20 protein-coding genes and 1 pseudogene are annotated in these 17,407 nt (G+C 69.7%); 7 read left to right on the plus strand and 14 right to left on the minus strand.

Annotated elements, in window-relative coordinates; genetic code table 11:
• Nucleotides 1–255 precede the first annotated feature (255 nt).
• The gene (locus tag CCN37_RS11105; RefSeq protein ID WP_086820647.1) at nt 256–1,194 is read left to right on the plus strand and encodes a zinc-binding dehydrogenase; all 939 of its coding nucleotides are present in this window, start codon (nt 256–258) and stop codon (nt 1,192–1,194) included.
• A 45-nt stretch (nt 1,195–1,239) separates the two neighbouring features.
• On the opposite strand, the gene CCN37_RS11110 is transcribed toward CCN37_RS11105, so the two are convergent.
• The 8 genes from CCN37_RS11110 to CCN37_RS11145 all read right to left on the minus strand — a co-directional run bounded on the left by CCN37_RS11110 (nt 1,240) and on the right by CCN37_RS11145 (nt 8,169).
• Complete coding sequence (locus tag CCN37_RS11110) at nt 1,240–1,497, minus strand: GlsB/YeaQ/YmgE family stress response membrane protein (protein WP_086820648.1); 258 nt, start codon at nt 1,495–1,497, stop codon at nt 1,240–1,242.
• Between the two features lie 39 nt (nt 1,498–1,536).
• Entirely contained in the window at nt 1,537–2,349 is an 813-nt protein-coding gene (locus CCN37_RS11115) for a trans-aconitate 2-methyltransferase (RefSeq protein WP_086820649.1), read from the minus strand.
• A gap of 4 nt (nt 2,350–2,353) precedes the next feature.
• Entirely contained in the window at nt 2,354–3,160 is an 807-nt protein-coding gene (locus CCN37_RS11120) for a hypothetical protein (RefSeq protein WP_086820650.1), read from the minus strand.
• A 10-nt stretch (nt 3,161–3,170) separates the two neighbouring features.
• Entirely contained in the window at nt 3,171–3,671 is a 501-nt protein-coding gene (locus CCN37_RS11125; protein WP_086820651.1) for a hemerythrin domain-containing protein, read from the minus strand.
• An 80-nt stretch (nt 3,672–3,751) separates the two neighbouring features.
• A complete protein-coding gene (locus CCN37_RS11130; RefSeq protein ID WP_086820652.1) occupies nt 3,752–4,609 on the minus strand; it encodes an XdhC family protein in 858 nt (285 codons plus the stop codon).
• Nucleotides 4,610–4,613: 4 nt separating this feature from the next.
• Nucleotides 4,614–6,743: a xanthine dehydrogenase family protein molybdopterin-binding subunit gene (locus CCN37_RS11135; RefSeq protein WP_086820653.1), complete on the minus strand. Its 2,130-nt coding sequence runs from the start codon at nt 6,741–6,743 to the stop codon at nt 4,614–4,616.
• On the minus strand, nt 6,740–7,714 hold the full coding sequence (locus tag CCN37_RS11140) for a xanthine dehydrogenase family protein subunit M (protein ID WP_086820654.1): 975 nt from the start codon (nt 7,712–7,714) through the stop codon (nt 6,740–6,742). Before CCN37_RS11140 ends, CCN37_RS11135 begins: the two co-directional genes overlap by 4 nt.
• Nucleotides 7,711–8,169 (minus strand): (2Fe-2S)-binding protein, encoded by a 459-nt coding sequence (locus CCN37_RS11145; RefSeq protein WP_086820655.1) that lies wholly within the window; start codon nt 8,167–8,169, stop codon nt 7,711–7,713. Before CCN37_RS11145 ends, CCN37_RS11140 begins: the two co-directional genes overlap by 4 nt.
• A gap of 78 nt (nt 8,170–8,247) precedes the next feature.
• Between CCN37_RS11145 and CCN37_RS11150 the strand changes: the two genes are divergently transcribed.
• The 5 genes from CCN37_RS11150 to CCN37_RS11170 are packed head-to-tail and all read left to right on the plus strand — an operon-like array spanning nt 8,248 to nt 11,672.
• Complete coding sequence (locus CCN37_RS11150; protein WP_086820656.1) at nt 8,248–8,889, plus strand: TetR/AcrR family transcriptional regulator; 642 nt, start codon at nt 8,248–8,250, stop codon at nt 8,887–8,889.
• 49 nt (nt 8,890–8,938) lie between these two features.
• On the plus strand, nt 8,939–9,403 hold the full coding sequence (locus tag CCN37_RS11155) for a DUF1203 domain-containing protein (RefSeq protein WP_086820657.1): 465 nt from the start codon (nt 8,939–8,941) through the stop codon (nt 9,401–9,403).
• Nucleotides 9,404–9,431: 28 nt separating this feature from the next.
• Nucleotides 9,432–10,352, plus strand: a complete 921-nt coding sequence (locus CCN37_RS11160) for a DMT family transporter (protein ID WP_210407967.1) — start codon at nt 9,432–9,434, stop codon at nt 10,350–10,352.
• Entirely contained in the window at nt 10,321–11,220 is a 900-nt protein-coding gene (gene sigJ / locus CCN37_RS11165; protein WP_086820659.1) for an RNA polymerase sigma factor SigJ, read from the plus strand. The genes CCN37_RS11160 and sigJ overlap by 32 nt, the downstream gene beginning before the upstream one ends.
• A gap of 2 nt (nt 11,221–11,222) precedes the next feature.
• Entirely contained in the window at nt 11,223–11,672 is a 450-nt protein-coding gene (locus CCN37_RS11170) for a carboxymuconolactone decarboxylase family protein (protein WP_086820660.1), read from the plus strand.
• On the opposite strand, the gene CCN37_RS11175 is transcribed toward CCN37_RS11170, so the two are convergent.
• The 3 genes from CCN37_RS11175 to CCN37_RS11185 are packed head-to-tail and all read right to left on the minus strand — an operon-like array spanning nt 11,629 to nt 14,191.
• A complete protein-coding gene (locus CCN37_RS11175; protein ID WP_168200621.1) occupies nt 11,629–12,915 on the minus strand; it encodes a carboxylesterase/lipase family protein in 1,287 nt (428 codons plus the stop codon). The two genes, CCN37_RS11170 and CCN37_RS11175, sit on opposite strands and share 44 nt — an antisense overlap.
• Nucleotides 12,912–13,769 carry an MBL fold metallo-hydrolase gene (locus tag CCN37_RS11180; protein WP_086820662.1) on the minus strand — a complete coding sequence of 286 codons (858 nt, stop codon included), beginning with the start codon at nt 13,767–13,769 and terminating at the stop codon, nt 12,912–12,914. The genes CCN37_RS11175 and CCN37_RS11180 overlap by 4 nt, the downstream gene beginning before the upstream one ends.
• Nucleotides 13,757–14,191: an SRPBCC family protein gene (locus CCN37_RS11185; protein ID WP_143261553.1), complete on the minus strand. Its 435-nt coding sequence runs from the start codon at nt 14,189–14,191 to the stop codon at nt 13,757–13,759. Before CCN37_RS11185 ends, CCN37_RS11180 begins: the two co-directional genes overlap by 13 nt.
• A gap of 80 nt (nt 14,192–14,271) precedes the next feature.
• Here CCN37_RS11185 and CCN37_RS11190 point away from each other — a divergent pair, with 80 nt between their 5' ends.
• Entirely contained in the window at nt 14,272–15,069 is a 798-nt protein-coding gene (locus CCN37_RS11190) for an alpha/beta fold hydrolase (RefSeq protein ID WP_168200622.1), read from the plus strand.
• Between the two features lie 96 nt (nt 15,070–15,165).
• Here CCN37_RS11190 and CCN37_RS11195 read toward each other — a convergent pair whose 3' ends face one another.
• The 3 genes and pseudogenes from CCN37_RS11195 to CCN37_RS11205 form a co-directional block, all read right to left on the minus strand.
• On the minus strand, nt 15,166–15,972 hold the full coding sequence (locus CCN37_RS11195) for an MFS transporter (protein ID WP_086820664.1): 807 nt from the start codon (nt 15,970–15,972) through the stop codon (nt 15,166–15,168).
• Between the two features lie 70 nt (nt 15,973–16,042).
• Nucleotides 16,043–16,318: pseudogene (locus CCN37_RS42310) on the minus strand (MFS transporter); the annotation flags it as partial.
• A 97-nt stretch (nt 16,319–16,415) separates the two neighbouring features.
• Nucleotides 16,416–17,407 (minus strand): HNH endonuclease signature motif containing protein (locus CCN37_RS11205; protein ID WP_143261555.1); only part of this gene is annotated, 992 nt, incomplete at its 5' end.

Consider the following 17,407-nt stretch of genomic DNA (forward strand, 5'->3'; position numbering starts at 1 on the left):
TCCATTTCCCCAGGTCCTGGCCTCAGGCCGGAGATTCTGCGCCATCACGGGGGTCTTGCCGCAAGCCCCCCAACGCGCTATACGTTGAAGTGGGAGGACGCGCTCCGGCGAGGTTGGGCAGTCTTCAAGACCCCCAAACCCCCCTGTCGATCATCGTTAACCACCCCAAACCCTGATGCCGTCGTTGGCTTGACCTGAAGTCGCGTTGAGGTTGTTGGGTGGAGGAGACGACCTCGACGAGATGGTGGAGCGGGCATGCGCGTGGTGCGGGTGAGCGGGTTCGGCGGGCCTGAGGTGCTGGAGCTGGCGGAGGTGCCGGAACCGGTGCCGGGGGCGGGTGAAGTGCTGGTCGAAGTGTCCACAGTGGACGTGTTGTTCCTGGACGCGAGCCTGCGGAGCGGGTGGGGCGCGGAGTACTTCGGGTTGGAGCCGCCGTACGTGCCGGGCGACGGGATCGCCGGGCGGGTCACGGCGGCGGGCGAAGGGGCCGAAGCCTGGGTGGGCGCGGAGGTGGTGGCGAGGACGCCGGGGGCCTACGCGGAGCGGGTGGTGGTCGGGGTGAAGGACCTGGCCAAGGTGCCGGAAGGGCTCGGCGTGCAGACGGCGGCGGCTTTGGTGCACGACGGGGCGACGGCGCTGGGCGTGTTCGACAACGCGCAGGTCAAGCCGGGGGAGCGGGTGCTCGTGACGGCCGCGGCCGGTGGGCTGGGGATTCTGCTCGTGCAGCTGGCGCGCGCGGCGGGGGCGACGGTGATCGCGGCGGCGCGCGGGCGGGAGAAGCTGGAGCTGGCGCGCGAGCACGGGGCCAGCGAAGCGGTGGACTACACCGAACCGGGCTGGGCGGAGCGCGTGGGCAGCGCTGACGTGGTGTTCGACGGCGCGGGCGGCGAGATCGGCCGGGCGGCGTTGGGGATCGCGAAGCGCTGGTTCTCCGCGCACGGGGCGTCGAGCGGCGGCTTCGCGACGAACGGCGCGACGACCGGCGGAGCGTCGGGAGTGACGGTCAAGGGGATCGAGCAAGCGCAGTTCACGCCGGAGCAGGCGGTGCGGCTGATCGGAAGGGCGATGGACGAAGCGGTGGCGGGGCGGATGAATCCCGTTGTGGGACAGACGTTCCCGCTCGCCGAGGCGGCGAAGGCGCACGAAGCCCTCGAAGCGCGCGCCACTCTCGGCAAGACCCTCCTCGTCGTCTGAACGCGGGAAACCCCGGCTCGGGGGCCGGGGTTTCCAGGACGGGGACTAGGCCTTGGACTTGGAGTGGGCGATGCCCTCGGCGACGCCGATGAGGGCTACGGAGGCGACGACGGCGATGACGAAGCCGAGGGTGTTGAGCTCCCAGATGTCGCCGGTGCCGAGGAGATTGGCGATGGTGCCGCCGATCACCGAACCGACCAGGCCGAGCAGCAGAGTGGCCAGGATGCTGAGGCGCTGCCTGCCCGGCGTGATCAGCCGGGCGAGCACGCCGATGATGAGTCCCGCGACGATGAACCCGATCATGTGAGCCTCCTTGCTCGTGGTGAGGCCGAAACCCTGCGATCAGTATGCGGTGACCAGCATCGCGGGAGACCACCAGTACGACATCAGGGGCATAACGTCCACCTGCGCGAACCCGGCGTCGAGGAGCTGCTGCCGCCACGCGGAGATGGGCTGCTCCCACGTGGAGCGCACGGCGCCGGGCACGATCTGGCCGAGCAGTACGGGCAGTAGGAAACCTTGGGCCACAAGGGAATCAGGGTACTCGGCGACGCCCATTTCGTAGCGCGACACCAGCCACGCGAGGTCGTCGGATGCCAAAGGCACGTCGAACTCCGCGATAACGAGGCGGTCAACGTGCGGGCGGAGGCGGCGGAGCACGGACAGGCGCTCCGAAGGTTCCAAGGCGTGCAAGGAGAAAGTCGCCTGCGCGGCGGACCAACGCCGCGAGAGCTGAAGCGTGAACTCCTGCGCGGTCGAGTTCCACGTGTGCGCGGAGGGAACGCGTTGCCGAGCGAGGTCGAGCAGCGCGGCGGACGGCTCGACGAGGTCGATGCGCTCGAAGGCGTGCGAAGCGAGCGCGGGAGCGACCGCGAGGCCGTCGCCGCACCCGATGTCGAGCAAGGACGACGGCCGGTGCGCGGCGTAGGAGTCGGCCAGAGCCTGGCTCAGCCGCGAGTACAGCTCGACATTGCCGCCGCCGCGCACGAACGCGCGGAACGCGGCGGGCTGGTCGTAGACGTGGCCATCGGCCTCGCTCTTCCAGTACGACGCCAACTCGTCGCCGAGCCGCGTGCCCGCCGACGACGCGAGTGCGCGCGCGGTGTCCCGATCTCCGTTTCGCCAAGCCTCAAGTGCTTCGACAACTGTGCTCATGCGGTCAGTGGAACACGTCGTGGACGGTGCCCACCAACCAGATCAGGCCCGCGCATATCAACGCCCCGAGGATGACCGTGAACACCAGACGTGCGTTCCCGCCGCGAGGGGCGGGAGCCGGAGCCGGAGGCGCGGCGGCAGGGCGCGGGGGCGGCGGAGGAGGTGGAGCGGGAGCGGGCTCGACCGGCTTGTAGATCGATTCGGGGATGCCGTGCTGGTAGAGGTCGAGCACGGTCGGCACCTGGTCGCTCAGCTTCAGCACCCGCGCGACCGCCGCGACGGTGTTGGCATCCCACACCTTCTCGCTCTTGCACAGCGCGTGGAAGTACTGCCGCAGCGGTTTCTGGTGCGGCGCGAGCACCACCTGGACGTCACCAGAGGACTCCGCGGCCAAGCTGACGGAAGCGCCCGTGGTCGGCAGCAGCACGACCAGCCCCGGCACCGAGCCGGTGGTGATCCCGGCGGAGTCCAGTGCCGCGCGCACGGCGGTGACATTGGCGCTGACCTGCGCGCCGGGGTTCATCGAGTGCAGCGCGGCTGGCTGCCCGTCGACCTCCCACACGCCCTCGGCCGGGGTGTGCAGCGCGCCGTCCTGCCGCCGCGTGAAGCCGTCGATCTCCAGCACGAGACAGCCGTAGGGCGACAGCACCAACGCGTCGGCCATCCCGACGGGCGTGGCGGCGTTGAACACCGCGACCCCCGGCAGGCCGAAGTCTCCGGTCCAGGACCGCATCCACTGCGCGACCTTGGCTTCGGCCCCGACCAGGCCGTCCCCGCGCGCACCCTCGCTGTGCTGCACCGCCACCAGCATGCGGCCGAGTCTAGGTTGATCTCCGTGGCTCGGCGAGCGCCGCCAGGTCCAACCCTGTTCCGTCGTACCCGCGCGTGAGGTCGTTGAGCGCGGTCACGATGCGGCGCTCCTCGTAGCTGAAGTGCGATTCCATGATCGCCGCGAGCCCGTCCAGCTCGGAGCGCACGCGCGCGGCGTCGGCCGGATCGGCGCCGGCGACGAGGGTTTCGAGCTTGGCGAGGATGCCGGAGACGAGGTAGTGGTCCTCGCGCAGCTTCTCCAGCGTCGGCGCCAGCTCGGGGAACTCCTCGGCGAGCGCGGGGAACGCGTGGTCGTCCTCGCCGGTGTGGTGCCTGCTCAGCGCGGTGCAGAAGGTCATGCAGTGCGCCAGGAGGTCCTTGGGGCGTCCGCCTTCGCCGTTGAGGTAGGCGTCCATGTCCTCGCGGAGGCGGGAAAGCTCCGTGCGGAGCCAGTCGTGCACGGTGATCAGTTGTGTTCCGAAAGCCCTGAGGCGTTCGTCAGGCGTGTTCATGGTCGAGATCCCATGATCCGGCGCCTCCATGCCCGCAGCGGTCTCTTGGCCGGGTGCACGCGACGCTGCCGGGGATCAGATCAGCTCGCGACGACCGCGTCAAGCCGCGCGTGGATCGGCCCGCTCAGCGCGGACAACGGCAGGCCGGAGCCGCCGCGTCGGCACGCGACGATCTCCGCGGCGATGGACAGCGCGGTCTCCTCCGCGGTCCGCCCGCCGAGGTCGAGCCCGACGGGGGAGCGCAGCCGTGCCAGCTCCTCCACGCTGAGTCCGTTGGCGCGCAACAACTCCAGCCGCTCAGCGTGCGCGCGCCGCGAACCCAGCGCGCCGACGTAGCCGACCGGCATCCGCAGCGCGCGCGTCAGCACGGGCACGTCGAACTTCGGGTCGTGGGTGAGCACGCAGATCGCGGTCTGACCGTCCACAGTGGTCTGATCGAGGTAACGGTGCGGCCAGTCGACGACCACGTCCGCGCCGGGAAAGCGCTCTGGAGTGGCGAAAACCGGGCGAGCGTCGCACACGGTGACGCGATAGCCGAGAAACACGCCGATCGTGGTCAGCGCGGCGGCGAAGTCCAGCGCGCCGAAGATCAGCAAGCGCGGCTGTGCGGTGCCTTCCGGAATGAGCACCGGCGACGGCTGGACGACGACCTCGATCACGCCGCCGCACGTCAAACCCACAGCGAACGCGGTCTCGTCCGAATAGCCGAACGTGTGCGTGCTGGACTCGCCGCTCACGATCGCCTCGCGGCACAGCTCGTACACGGCGCCGTCCACGCAACCGCCCGACACGTTGCCGATCACCGAGCCCTCGGAGTCCACCGCCATGGACGTGCCGACCGGGCGGGGCGCGCTGCCCGAGGTCGCGGTGACCGTGGCCACCGCGAACTCCCGGCCAGCCCGCGCCCACGCCCGCAACGAATCGGCGATCTCGATCACGGGCTCACACCACCTTGTCGAGCGTGATCGGCAGGTCACGGACGCGCTTGCCAGTGGCGTGGAAGACCGCGTTGGCCACCGCCGCCGCGGCACCGGTCACCCCGACCTCGCCGACGCCGAGCACACCGGCTGGCATCGTGGGATCGGGCTCGTTGAGGCAGTGCACGTCGATCTGCGGCACGTCGGCGTGCACTGGTACGTGGTACTCGGTGAGACTGGGGTTCATGATCCGCCCGGTGCGCGGGTCGACCAGGGTCTCCTCCGACAGCGCCGTGCCGATGCCGAGCACGATCCCGCCGCGCAGCTGGCTGGCCGCCGTCTTCGGGTTGATCACCGTGCCGCAGTCGAAGGCGCCGACCCATCGCGAGACCCGGATCTCACCGGTGTCGGCGTCCACCCGAACCTCGCAGAACTGGGCCCCGGTCGTTGCGCGTACCCAGTTCCTCCTGTCCCGCAGGAACTTCGACACGAGCCGGACCTGGTTGGCCGCCCTGCCGAAGCCGACCGACACCTCGACGTGCGGCTTTCCCTTGCGAGCCAAAGCAGCCACGGACACCTCGCCGCCGAGCGCGCGCCGGAGCTTCGCGGCAGCGGCCTGAACGGCGCTGGCGACGGTCGCGGTCTGGTTGGAGCCGCCCGCCATCGGGCCGACGGGCAGGCGTGAGTCGCCGTACTCGACGCGAACGGCCTCGAACGGAATCCCGAGCGCGTCAGCGGTGATCTGCGCCTGAGCGGTCGCGCTGCCCATGCCCATCTCGTGAAAACCACAGCGCAGCAGGGCGGTTCCGTCCGCGCTGAACCGCAGGGTCGCGTTGGCGACCAGATGCGCCGGCGGGTGGAACGCGGTCGCGACGCCCCAGCCGACCAGCCATCTGCCGTCGCGCATCGATCGTGGCTGCGGAGTGCGCTGCTCCCAGCCGAACTCCTTGGCGCCGAGTTCGTAGGCCGCGCGCAGGTTCCGCCGCGAGAAGGGCTTGTCGCCGATCGGGTCGCGGGTCGGCTCGTTGCGCATGCGCAGTTCGATCGGGTCCATGCCCAGCTCGTGCGCGAGCTCGTCCACTGCGGACTCCAGCGCGAACGTGCCGATCGCCTCGCCCGGCGCGCGCATCGCGGTGTTGGCCAGGAGATCGAGTTCGACGATGTTCTGCTGCAACAGGATGTTCTGCGCGTCGTAGAGGTGGCTGGACTGGATCGTCACGCCCTCCGGGCTTCCGCCGGTGCGGCCGAGCCTGGTCGCCGAGGTGTGGATGAGCGAGGTCATCCGGCCGTCGCGGTCCGCGCCGATCGCCACGCGCTGAACGGATGGAGTCCGACCGCCGACCGTGCGGTAGACGCCTTCGCGGGAGAGCATCAGCCGTACGGGGCGGCCGGTCACGCGCGCCGCGAGCACGGCGAGGAGCGTGCCTGGCCACACCTGGAACTTGCCGCCGAAGCCGCCGCCGACGTGCTCGGCCACCACGCGGATGTTGTCCAGCGGCACGCCGAACGCCGAAGACAGGGTGCGGCGCACGCCGTCGATGTTTTGCGTGGAGTCGTGCACCGTGAGCCGGTCGCCGTCCCATAACGCGGTCGTGGTGTGCGGCTCGATCGCGTTGTGGTTCTGCGGGGGAGTGCTGTACTCGCGGTCGACCGACACCGGAGCGCTTCCCAGGGCGGCAACCGCATCGCCCTTGCTGGCCGATCCGTGCTGGAGCATGGAGTTCTTCTGCGGCTTGGTATCCGCTGCCCGAAACTCCACTGTGGACGGTAGTGGCTCGTAGGTGACGTGGACGCGCGCGGTGGCTGCGCGAGCGGCCTCTTGGGTGTCCGCGACGACCAGTGCGACCGGCTGGCCGTCCCAGTGCACCTCATCGGTGTTCAGGCAGCTGACGGAGCTTCCCGTGACCACAGGGCCGAGCCGCGCGGTCGGCAGCTTCATCTTCGGCGCGTTGCGGTGGGTGATCACCGCGAGCACTCCGGGGACCTTCGTCGCATCCGTTGTGTTGATCTCAACAATGCGACCGCGGGCGATCGACGCGTGGGTGAGCGCCGCGTGCGCCAGGCCGGGGTGGAGCTGGTCACCGGAGAACTTCGCCGCGCCGGTGGTCTTGATGACGCCGTCCACGCGGTCGAAAGGCTTGCCGATCGCTGTCACGCCAACCCCCTGAGCACCGCGACGACCGTGCGCTCAGCAAGATCGACCTTGAACGCGTTGTGCGGCAACGAGACCGCGGAAGCAAGCTCAGCCCGGGCCGCCGCGCGGAAGCTCTCCTCGGTCGCGGGCGCTCCGAGCAGCAGGCGTTCAGCTTCATAAGCGCGCCAAGGCTTCGTGCCGACACCGCCGAGCGCGAGCCGGATCGCGGACACGTTGCCGTCAACCACATCGAGACAGGCCGCGACGGACACCAGGGCGAACGCGTAGGAAGCGCGATCGCGAACCTTGCGGTACTGCGTACCACCCGGAGGCGGCGGAGGAAGTTCCACGGCGGTGATCAACTCATCGGAGGCGAGAACGGTCTCAACCGACGGCGTGTCACGAGGAAGCCGGTGGAAGTCCACGAGTGGAACCCGGCGCGTGCCTCGCGAGCTGCGAACTTCGACGACCGCGTCCAGGGCTGCCAAAGCCACGCACAGGTCCGAAGGATGCGTCGCGGCGCAGCTCGAAGAGGCTCCCAGAACCGCGTTGCCGCGCGAGAATCCGCCGATCGCGTCGCATCCGCTGCCGGGCGAGCGCTTGTTGCAGGCCGCCGCGTCGTCGTAGAAGTACAGGCACCGCGTGCGCTGCATGAGGTTGCCGCCGACCGTGGCCATGTTCCGCAGTTGCCCCGAAGCGCCGGACAGCAAAGCCTGCGATACCAACGGGTACCGAGTTCGAATCACCGCGTGCGCCGCGAGGTGGCTGTTGCGCGTCATCGCGCCGATCCGCACGCCGCCATCCGGAAGTTCCTCGACCTCGGTGAGCGGGAGGCGCGTGATGTCGACGACGGTGTCCGGGCGCTCGATGTCCTCGCGGATGAGGTCGACCAGATTCGTGCCGCCGCCGAGGAACTTCGCGTTCGGCTCCTCGGTGATCGCCCGCAGCGCCGCGTCGACGTCCTCGGCGCGGACGTAGGAGAACGTCCTCACCGCGCCACCTCTTCGATCGCGTCGACGATGCCGTTGTAGGCGCCGCAGCGACACAGGTTGCCGCTCATGCCCTCGCGGATCTCCTCGCGCGTCGGCGCGGAGTCGCGTTCGGCGAGCATGCCGAGTGCCGAGCAGATCTGGCCGGAAGTGCAGAAGCCGCACTGGAAGCCGTCGCGCGTGATGAACGCGCGCTGGAGTTCGGCGCCGTTGGGCAGGCTCGCCACGCCCTCCACCGTGGTGATCTCGCGGCCGTCGTACTGCACGGCCAGCGCCAGGCAGGAGACGATCCGCTCACCGTCGACCAGCACCGTGCACGCCCCGCAGGCGCCCTGGTCACAGCCCTTCTTCGGACCCGTGAGCCCCAGCCGGTCGCGCAGCCCGTCGAGCAGGCTGACCTGCGGTGGAACGTCCAGCGCCACGGGCTCGCCGTTCACCAGCATCTTCGTCTCCGCCATGTCGCCAAGTTAACAGTACGGCGTTCTCTTAACAAGAGGACAGCGTTCTCCTAAGGGGCGCGGTAGGGTCACTCCGCGATGACCGAACCAGCGTTCGTGCGGGCCAGGAGCCCGGAGCACAAGCAGCAGCGGCGCGCGGCGATCTTGGAAGCCGCCCGCGAGCTGGCGACGAAGGACGGCGTCCGCTCGGTCAGCCTGGGCGGCGTCGCGGCGGAGGTCGGCTTCGCCAAGTCCGCGGTCGCGCGCTACTTCGGCACCCGCGAGGAGATCTACCTCGAACTCGCCGCCCAGTGCTGGCGGGAGTGGGAGGCCGAGGCGCTCGCGCGCATGCCCGAGGTGGGTCCGATCGACGCGCTGGTGGACCCGCTGGCCGAGCGACCGCTGTTCTGCGACCTGCTCAGCCAGGTGACGACCACGTTGGAGCACAACATCTCCGTGCCCGCCGCGCGCCGGTTCAAGCAGGAGGTGCACGCGATCCTGCGCTCCGTGGGCGCCGCCGTCGCCGAGCACTCCGAGCTGACCGAGCCCGAGGGGATCGAGCTGGTGACCGCCGCGGGCGCGCTCGGCGGTGTCCTCTACACGACGGCGACCCCGTCGGCGACGCTGCGCGAGCTGTACGAGCAGGAGCCGGAGATCGCGGTCATGGTGCCGCCCTTCGAAGCGACGTTGAAGCGGGCGCTCGCCGCGCTCATGGCGGGGATTCCCACGCTGCGAGCGTGACGGCGGAAAGGCGCCAGAACCGACGGCGCCCGCGCAGCAGGCTTGGGGCATGACTGATTTCCGCGTCCACGCGCTGCTGCCCGCCCTGCTCGCCCAGGTCCGCGCGACCGGGCTGGACACTTCGGGCAATCCGGTCCAACGGCTGACCGGGGTCACCGGCCCGCTCCGGTGCTGCCTGCGCAGCGCCCGCGCGGACGAGGACGTGATCCTCTTCGGCTACGAGCCCGTGCTGCCCGGTTCCGGGAGCCCATATCGCGAGGTCGGCGCCGTCTACGCGCACGCGTCGCACTGCGATGGGCCGGAAGGGGAGGACTACCCCGCGCAGTGGCTCAGCCGCCCGCAGGTGCTGCGCGCCTACGACGCGCGCGGCTGGATTCACCCGGCGACGCGCACGCACGACGGCTCCGATCCGCTCGGCGAGATCGCTTCGATCCTGGCCGAACCGGACGTCGTGGAGATCCACAGCCGCAACATCGCTTACGGCTGCTACATGTTCTCCATCACTCGGGCCTGAGCGCCCTAGCGTGCCAGGATGGACCACCGTGTCCTCCCGTGTGGACCCCGTGACCGGGGTCGTCCTGGCCGTCGCGGTGCTCGCCGTCTCCTCCTCGGGGCCGCTGACCGCGTTCGCCGCCGCCCCCGCGCTGGCGATCGCTTTCTGGCGCAACGCGATCGCCGTCGCCGCGCTCACCCCGTTCGCCGCGGCCAGGCGAGGTGCGGAGTTCCGCGGGCTCGTGCGCGGTGAGCACCGCACCGCCGGGTGGTTCAGCGTGGCGGCCGGAGTGGCGCTCGCGGTGCACTTCTCCACCTGGATGCCGTCGGTTCAGCTGACCTCGGTGGCCACCGCGACCGCGCTCGTCGCGACCCAGCCGGTGTGGCAGTGCGCCATCGCGTCCATGCAGGGCAAACGTCTGCCCGCGGCCACGTGGGTCGGCATCTCCCTCGCCGTGGTCGGCGCGGTGATCGCCACCGGGGCGGACTTCGAGGTCTCCGCGACGGCGCTCACGGGCGACCTGCTCGCGCTGGCGGGCGGGCTGATGGCGGCGATCTACACCGCGCTCGGCGAGCGGGCGCGCGTCACGATCAGCACGACCACCTACACCTCCGTCTGCTACTCGGTGTGCGGCGTGCTGCTGCTCGGCGTGTGCCTGGTCGGCGGGGTGCCGCTGGTCGGCTTCGACGGGGCGACGTGGCTGGCGATCCTGGGGCTCGTCGCCGGGGCGCAGCTGCTCGGGCACTCGATGTTCAGCTTCGCGCTGCGCAAGGTCTCCGCGACCACGGTCAGTCTGATGATCTTGCTGGAGGTGCCTGGAGCTGCGCTGATCGCGTGGGTCTGGCTCGGTCAGGTGCCGCGTGCGGGGGCGCTGCCGGGGCTCGCGCTGCTGCTGCTCGGTGTCGCGGTGGTGATCGTCGCGGGCACGCGGACCCGCGATGTCACACCTGCGCGGGCTGTCTCGTCCTGAGCACGTGGAGACGGAGTTCCAGCGTGCACGGCCGAGGTTGGTCGGAATCGCGTACGGGATCATCGGCGACCTCGGCGAGGCCGAGGACGTCGTGCAGGAGGCGTGGCTGCGGCTGAGCCGCACCGAGGGCGTCGTCGACGTGACGGGATGGCTGGTCGTGGCCACCTCCCGGCTCGCGCTCGACGTGATGCGCTCGGCGCGCAAACGCCGCGAGGACTACGTCGGCCCCTGGCTGCCGGAGCCCGTGGTCAGCACCGAGGAGGGGCCCGAGGACCGGGTCACGCTCGCCGACTCGGTGAACATGGCGATGCTGGTCGTGCTGGAGACGCTGTCCCCGGCCGAGCGCACCGCGTTCGTGCTGCACGAGGTCTTCGGGCTGCCGTTCACCGAGATCGCCGAGGTCGTCGGGCGCACGCCCGCGTCCGTGCGGCAGCTCGCCTCGCGGGCCCGCAAGCACGTGCGCGAGCGCTCCCCGCGCTTCGAGGCCGACCCCGCGCGGCAGCGGGAGGTGGCCACCGCGTTCCTCGCCGCCTGCGACGGCGGGGACGTCGAGGCCATGCTCCGGCTGCTCGACCCCGACGTCGTGCTGCTCAGCGACGGCGGCGGGATGGTGCGCGCCGCGCTGCGGCCGGTCGTCGGGGCGGACAAGGTGGCGCGCTTCCTCGCGGGGATTCGCGCGAAGTGGCCGACGCGCGTGCTGCGGCCCGTCGTGGTCAACGGCTTCAGCGGTTTCGTGATGGTGCACGACGAGAAGCTGATCGCCGTCTACTCGATCACCGTCGCCGACGGCCGGGTCACCGCGATCAACGCCGTCCTCCACCCCACCAAGCTCGCCCGCGCGAGCACCCTGATCACCAAGGAGAAGTAGCGATGCGCCTCACCGACGACCTCAGCACCACCCCCATCTACAAGGCGATGGGTCAGATCGAGGCGTTCCTGGCGTCGAGCCCGCTGCCCAAGACGGTCCTGGAGCTGGTGAAGCTGCGGGTCAGCCAGATCAACGGCTGCGCGTTCTGCGTCGACATGCACTCCCACGACCTGAAGAAGGACGGCGAGGCCGACGAGCGCCTGTGGGCCGTCGCGGTGTGGCGCGAGGCGCCGTTCTTCACCGAGCAGGAGCGCGCCGCCCTCGACCTCGCCGAGGCCGCCACCCGCCTGGACGAGCACGGTGTCCCCGACGAGGTCTGGGAGGTCGCCGCGAAGCACTTCGACGAGGAGACGCTGTTCGCGCTCGTCGCGGCGGTCGCGCAGATCAACGCCTGGAACCGGTACGGCGTCACGCTTCGCCTGGTGCCGGGTCCGGGTCGTAGCCGCCACTGAACCGCTGCGTCGCGGGGTAGCGGTCCCACCCGGGATTTCCGTTCTCCGCGAAGCGAATCCACGTGTTGTGCATGTGCTTCGTCAGTTCCTGCGGGGGCTCCGTCGGTCCGAGAAGTGCTTTCGGGCCACGGAGTCCCGGCAGGTGCGCGGTGTCGAAGACGAAGGGGAGTTCGACCGCGTGCGCGGCTCCGAGCTTCCCGTCGAACGCCTGTGACCGCCACGCGAACTCGTAGTGGTGAGCTCTTCTCGCCTTGACGAAGGCTCTGGTGCCCTTGGCGAAGAGTCCTTCGGTCAGTTCGTGTGGATCTCGCGTTCCGTTGTAGGGAACGACGTAGAGGTTGCCCTCGTCGGTGTTCGTGCCCAGCATCCAGTCCACAGTGGAACTCAGGTTCGCTGGCTGGTCGGGAAGCGTCTCCGTCCCGGCGACGAGGCTGAATGGCAGCATTCCGTGCAACGGGTCCTCCTCGCCCGTCGCGGTGAGGTCGACACCGACCGGGACGGCTGCGAGGAGTTCTTCGTCGGAGGCTTCCTCCGGGTTGTCGTGCTTGAACGCCTTCGTGATGAGGTCGGCCTGCGCGGTGCTGAACGCTCCGCTCGGGTTGCCGCTCTGCGAGATCGCGCGGCGGAACAGTCCACTGCGGTCAGTCGCCGCCGCCGCGCTGACGATGGTCGCCCCGGCCGACTCGCCGAAGAGCGTGACGTTGTCGGGATCTCCGCCGAACTCCGCGATGTTCTCCTGCACCCACTCCAACGCGGCGAGCACGTCGAGGAGTCCTCGGTTGTCCGGAGCGCCGGGCAGCCGTAGCCACCCGGGCGCGCCGAGGCGGTAGTTCAGCGACACGAACACCACGCCGTCACGTGCGAACGCAGTCCCATTTAGTACTGGAGCGCGGCTCGATCCGGACACGAAACCACCGCCGTGCACGAAGACCATGACCGGCAGCCCGGCGGTCGCGGTGCTCGGCGTGCGGACCGTGACCGTGAGGTAGTCGTCGCCGCGCACCCACCCCGGGCCGACGAGCGGCCTCATGTCCAGCTCGCCGAAGAAGCTCCGGTCCGGCGCGGGCACGGTCGGTCCGGGCTGAGTTCCATCACGAACGCCGTCCCACTTTTGTGCACGGATCGGTGCCCTGAACCTTGCGGAGCCGGTGGTGTTCGCCGCGTACGGAATCGCGTGGAAGACCGTGTGGTCGTTCAGTGCGGCACCGCGGACTCGGCCGAAGGTCGTGCGAACTGTGCTCACGGGGACACCGGCCCAAATGGTGCCCAGTCCTTGATCGCGAACTTGCTGCCGTCGCGACGGACCTCGGCGGCGCCGTGGCCGGGCAGATGCGCGGGCAGGACCAGGGAGTTCGTGTCCGCCGCCCATTCCAGGACGCTGCGCCTGCTCGCACGAGCCCGCGCGGGGTCCTCGCAGAAGCAGCTGTTGAAGTCCGGCTCGATGAGCTGAACCGCCGTGTGCAGGAGGTCCCCGACGAACACCGCGTGGTCACCGCCGGACTCCAAGCGCAGCACGGAGGAACCGGGGGTGTGCCCGGCCGCGAGGTCCAACCGCAGGTTCTCGTCGAGCACCAGCGAGTCATCCCAGAGCTGCACCAGTCCCGCCTCGTGCACCGGCCGGACGCTGTCCTCGAAGAGCGCGTTGCCGTGGAAGTGCGTGAAATCCCGTTGCGGCACAAGATAAGTGGCGTTCGGGAAGGTCGGGACCCAGTCGTCACCGTCGAGCCGCGTGTTCCACCCGACGTGGTCCGCGTGGATGTGCGTGTTGATCACCACGTCCACGTCCTCCGGCGCTACCCCGGCCGCGGCGAGGTTGGCCAGGAACGGCGTGTCGAGGTGGTGGAACATCGGCATGTCCGGGCGCTCCTTGTGGTTGCCGACGCCGGTGTCGACCAGGATCGTCCGCCCGCCGCTGCGCAGCAGCCACGTTTGCAGGGCGCAGTGCACCATGTCGGTCTCCGCGATCCAGTGGTCCGGTGCGAATCCGGTCCAGTGTCCCGGTTCGCTGTCCGGCACGAACTCGCTCGGCGGCATGATCGGCCCGTGCCACTCCAGCACGCGGGTGACGCTGACCTCGCCGAAGTTCATCGTGTGCATGCCTGCGCCTCCGCGATCGCGATCAGGGTGTCCTCGATGCCCCGCGCGGTGAAGCGGCGGAGGTCGTCCAGCCGCCCCGCGAACTCGGGGAGCACCTTCAGCAACTGCCAGTCGACGGTGACGACCGTGTTGGCGTGGAAGGAGTAGGTCCAGCGCACGACGCCGTCGCCGACCTCCCACGAGAACTCCTTGCCGGGCTCGGCCGTGAGCACCCGCGAGGTCGACTCCCAGACGCGGTCGCCGGCCTTGTTGACGCCGGTGAACACCGCTCCCGCGCGAGGTCCGTCGCCGTCCGTGTAGGCGACCTTGACGACGTTCGGGCTCCACTCGGCCATGCGGGAGACATTCGCGATGAGGTCGTAGGCGCGGTCCGGGCTCGTGGCCATCCAGGCGCGGCGCCGGATCGGTGGTGGTAGCTCCATGCCGATCACTGTCGTGCGTTTACGCAGGTGGGGGTATCAGTCACGTGACTGCACCGTCCCGCGTTCGCTATATTCAGAATATGCTGAACATGGTGATGCGCAGAGGGGGCGGGGAGCTGCGGTACGCCGACCTCGCCGGGTCGCGGTGCCCCGTCGTCCTCACGCACGGCGCCGGTATGGATCACCGGATGTTCGAGGCGCAGGCACGCGCCCTGCACGAGGCAGGGCACCGGGTGGTCGTCTGGGACCAGGCCGGGCACGGCGGGTCGAGCCTCGCGCCGGGCGAGCGGTTCACCTCGGCCTCGACGCTGGACGACCTGCTCGCGCTGCTCGACCACCTCGAGCTCGATCGCCCGGTCCTGGTCGGGCACTCGCTCGGCGGGAACCTCTCCCAGGCGCTCGTTCGCCGTCACCCGTCGCGGGTCTCCGGCCTCATCGCAGTGGATTCCACATGGAACTCCGGCCCATTGACGGCCCTGGACCGGTGGCTGCTGAAGCTCGCCGCACCGTCGCTGGCGCTCATCCCCGCTTCGCGGCTGCCGGGTGTGATGGCTCGCGCCTCGGCTGTCACGCCGGAGGGTGTCGCCGAGGCCGAAGCGACGTTCGCGCGCATGCCCAAGCACGTTTTCCTCGACGTCTGGCGGGCCACAGTGTCCTTTGTGGACCCCGACCCGGGTTACCGCACGCCCGTCCCGCTCGGCCTCGTCCGCGGTGCCCGCGACCGCACCGGCAACATTGCTTCCGCCATGCCCCGCTGGGCGCGGGCTGAGGGCGTGACCGAGCACGTCATCCCCGGCGCTGGGCACGTGGTCACCCTGGACGCGCCGGAGGCGACGACCAAGGCCCTCATGGAAATCATCAGCATCTGGTCTTCTTGAGCGAGAAGAGCAGCACGGTCACCGCCACCGTGCTGATGCCTGCGGTGAGCAGCGCGTGCGGCAACCCGTCGATCAGCTTCGGTCCAGTGGTCGCGATCAGTCCCAGCAGCGCGACCCCGATCGCGGTCCCCGTCTGCCTCGTCGCGTTGACCGTCGCCGACGCGATCCCCGACTGCCGTGGTGGCACCAGGCCCACCGCGAGGGCGTTGCAGGGGACCCCTGAGGTGCTGACGCCGAGCCCGAGTCCCGCGAAAGTACTGCCACCCGAGGATAAGCCGACTCAGCGTCCACTGTGGACAATCCGATCAGGCTCGCCGCGATCAATGCCTGCCCGAGCAGCAGCGGTGGCTTCGCGCCGAGGCGTTGCACCACGCGCCCTGCGATGGTGGAGCCGACCGTGGCGCCCAGGACGTACGGCAGCAGCTGCAATCCCGCCTCGGTCGGGCTCGCGCCGCGTGTGCTCTGGAGGAAGGCCGAGAGCAGGAAGAAGCTGCCGAAGGCCGCGAAGCCCGTCGTGAACGAGGCCAGGTTGACCAGCCCGAACCCGCGCTCGCCGAGCAGCCTGATCGGGAACATCGGCTTCGCCTGCCGCAGTTCCACCACGATGAACAACGCGAACGTCACCGCCGCGACTCCGAGCGCGACCGCTGACACTTCGATCAACGCGTAGGCCAGCGAGCTGATCCACGCGATCGCGAGCACTTGGCCGAGCGGGTCGGGCGAGGAGCCGTCCGGGTCCGCCGACTCCGTCAGGAACCGTGCTCCCAGCGCCAATGCGAGCCCACCCAACGGCAGGTTGATCAGGAAGACGCTGCGCCACCCGAAGAGGTCCGTCAACGGCCCGCCCAGCACCGGCCCCAACAGGAACGCCAGGCTGATCACCGTGCTCCACGTGCCGATCACCCTCGCCCGCGCGCCCGGTTCCCGGGAATGCGTGCACGATCAGCGACAGCGCCCCCGGCGCCAGCACCGACGCTCCCACCCCCTGCGCCGCTCTCGCCGCGATCAGCCACGCCGCGCTCGGTGCCACCGCGCAGGCCACCGAGGCCCCCGTGAACACCGCCAGGCCGATCAGGAACACCCGCTTGCGCCCCCACCGATCAGCCAGCGCTCCGCAGGACAACATCGTCGAGGCCAGCGCGACCGTGTACGCGTCGATCACCCACTGCGCCCCCGCGAAGGTCGCACTCAGGTCCTCGGTGATCGCCGTCTGCGCGATGACCACGACGCTGACGTCCAGGAGTGCCATGAAGGTCGCCAGGTACAGCGACGCCAGTGCCCAGATCTGTTTCACGGGGGCACTTTGCGTCCTCAAGTCGACTTGAGCGCAAGCCCGGTTCGCGGTGTTAGAAGGGAGCCGGTTCCGCGATCGGATCCAGTTCCGTTTCGTGCACCCGCCCGCTGGGTGTGATCCACACGTGGCTGCCGTCGTCCCGGTTTTCGCATCGCCAGTTAGAGTGGGTCTTCATGTTGTGGTGATGGCGGCACTTCGGCCGCAAGTTCCGGATCGTGGTGTTCGTGCCGTCGTAGGGGCGGCAATGATCAACGTCGCAGCGCTGTGCGGGTTGTTGGCATCCGATCGCGGTGCAGCGCGGGTAGCGGGCGTTGATGAGTTCGCGTTGTTTCGCGGTGGGTCGGTAGGTGCTGCTGACTTCTTCTGCCATGCCGGTGGCGGGGTCGGTGAGGATGCGTTTCCAGATGCCGCCTGCTGCGATGTCTTGGGCGACGTGGGTGGGGATGGGTCCGTATCCGGCGAGCATGCCGGGGTCGTCGGTCAAGCCGATCAGTGCGGTCATGGGCATCGTGAGGTAGACCATCGTCTGGCCCTGCGGTGCGGGAGTGTCCAGTCCTAGCAACAGATCCCGCGCGACGTCGGCGCGCTTCTGGTCCAACGTTCGGTCGTCTTTGGGAAGACTGCGAGCGATCCGGTCGATGTGGTCGAAGGCCATCGCGGTGTCGTGGGCAGTGAAGGCTAGGCGAAGTTCGGCCATGCCGTCATCGAGGTTGGTCTTCCACACCAACCGCTCTTTGCGCTTCTCCTCGTGACGGCGCTCAGCTGCCTTGGGGTCGAGTTTGTGGATCAACGTCTGGGCGCGGCGCCGGACTGAGGTGTGGGTGCGAGTCGGGGCGTAGGCGAGGAGATCTGCTTCGGCGATCGAAGCCTGGGGCTCCTTCAAGATCTGCAGCTGGTCGACGATGAGGCGGGCTTTGCCCTCATCAATCGACCCCGCCGACAACGCCGCCAACACTCGGGGGCGTTCGGTCAGCTCCAGGGAGTTGGAGAGGATGTGGTCGGCGCCACGACGGGAGATGTGCAAGGCGCAGGCGACCTCATTCT

The organism is Allokutzneria sp. NRRL B-24872 (assembly GCF_002155965.1).
Lineage (GTDB): Bacteria > Actinomycetota > Actinomycetes > Mycobacteriales > Pseudonocardiaceae > Allokutzneria.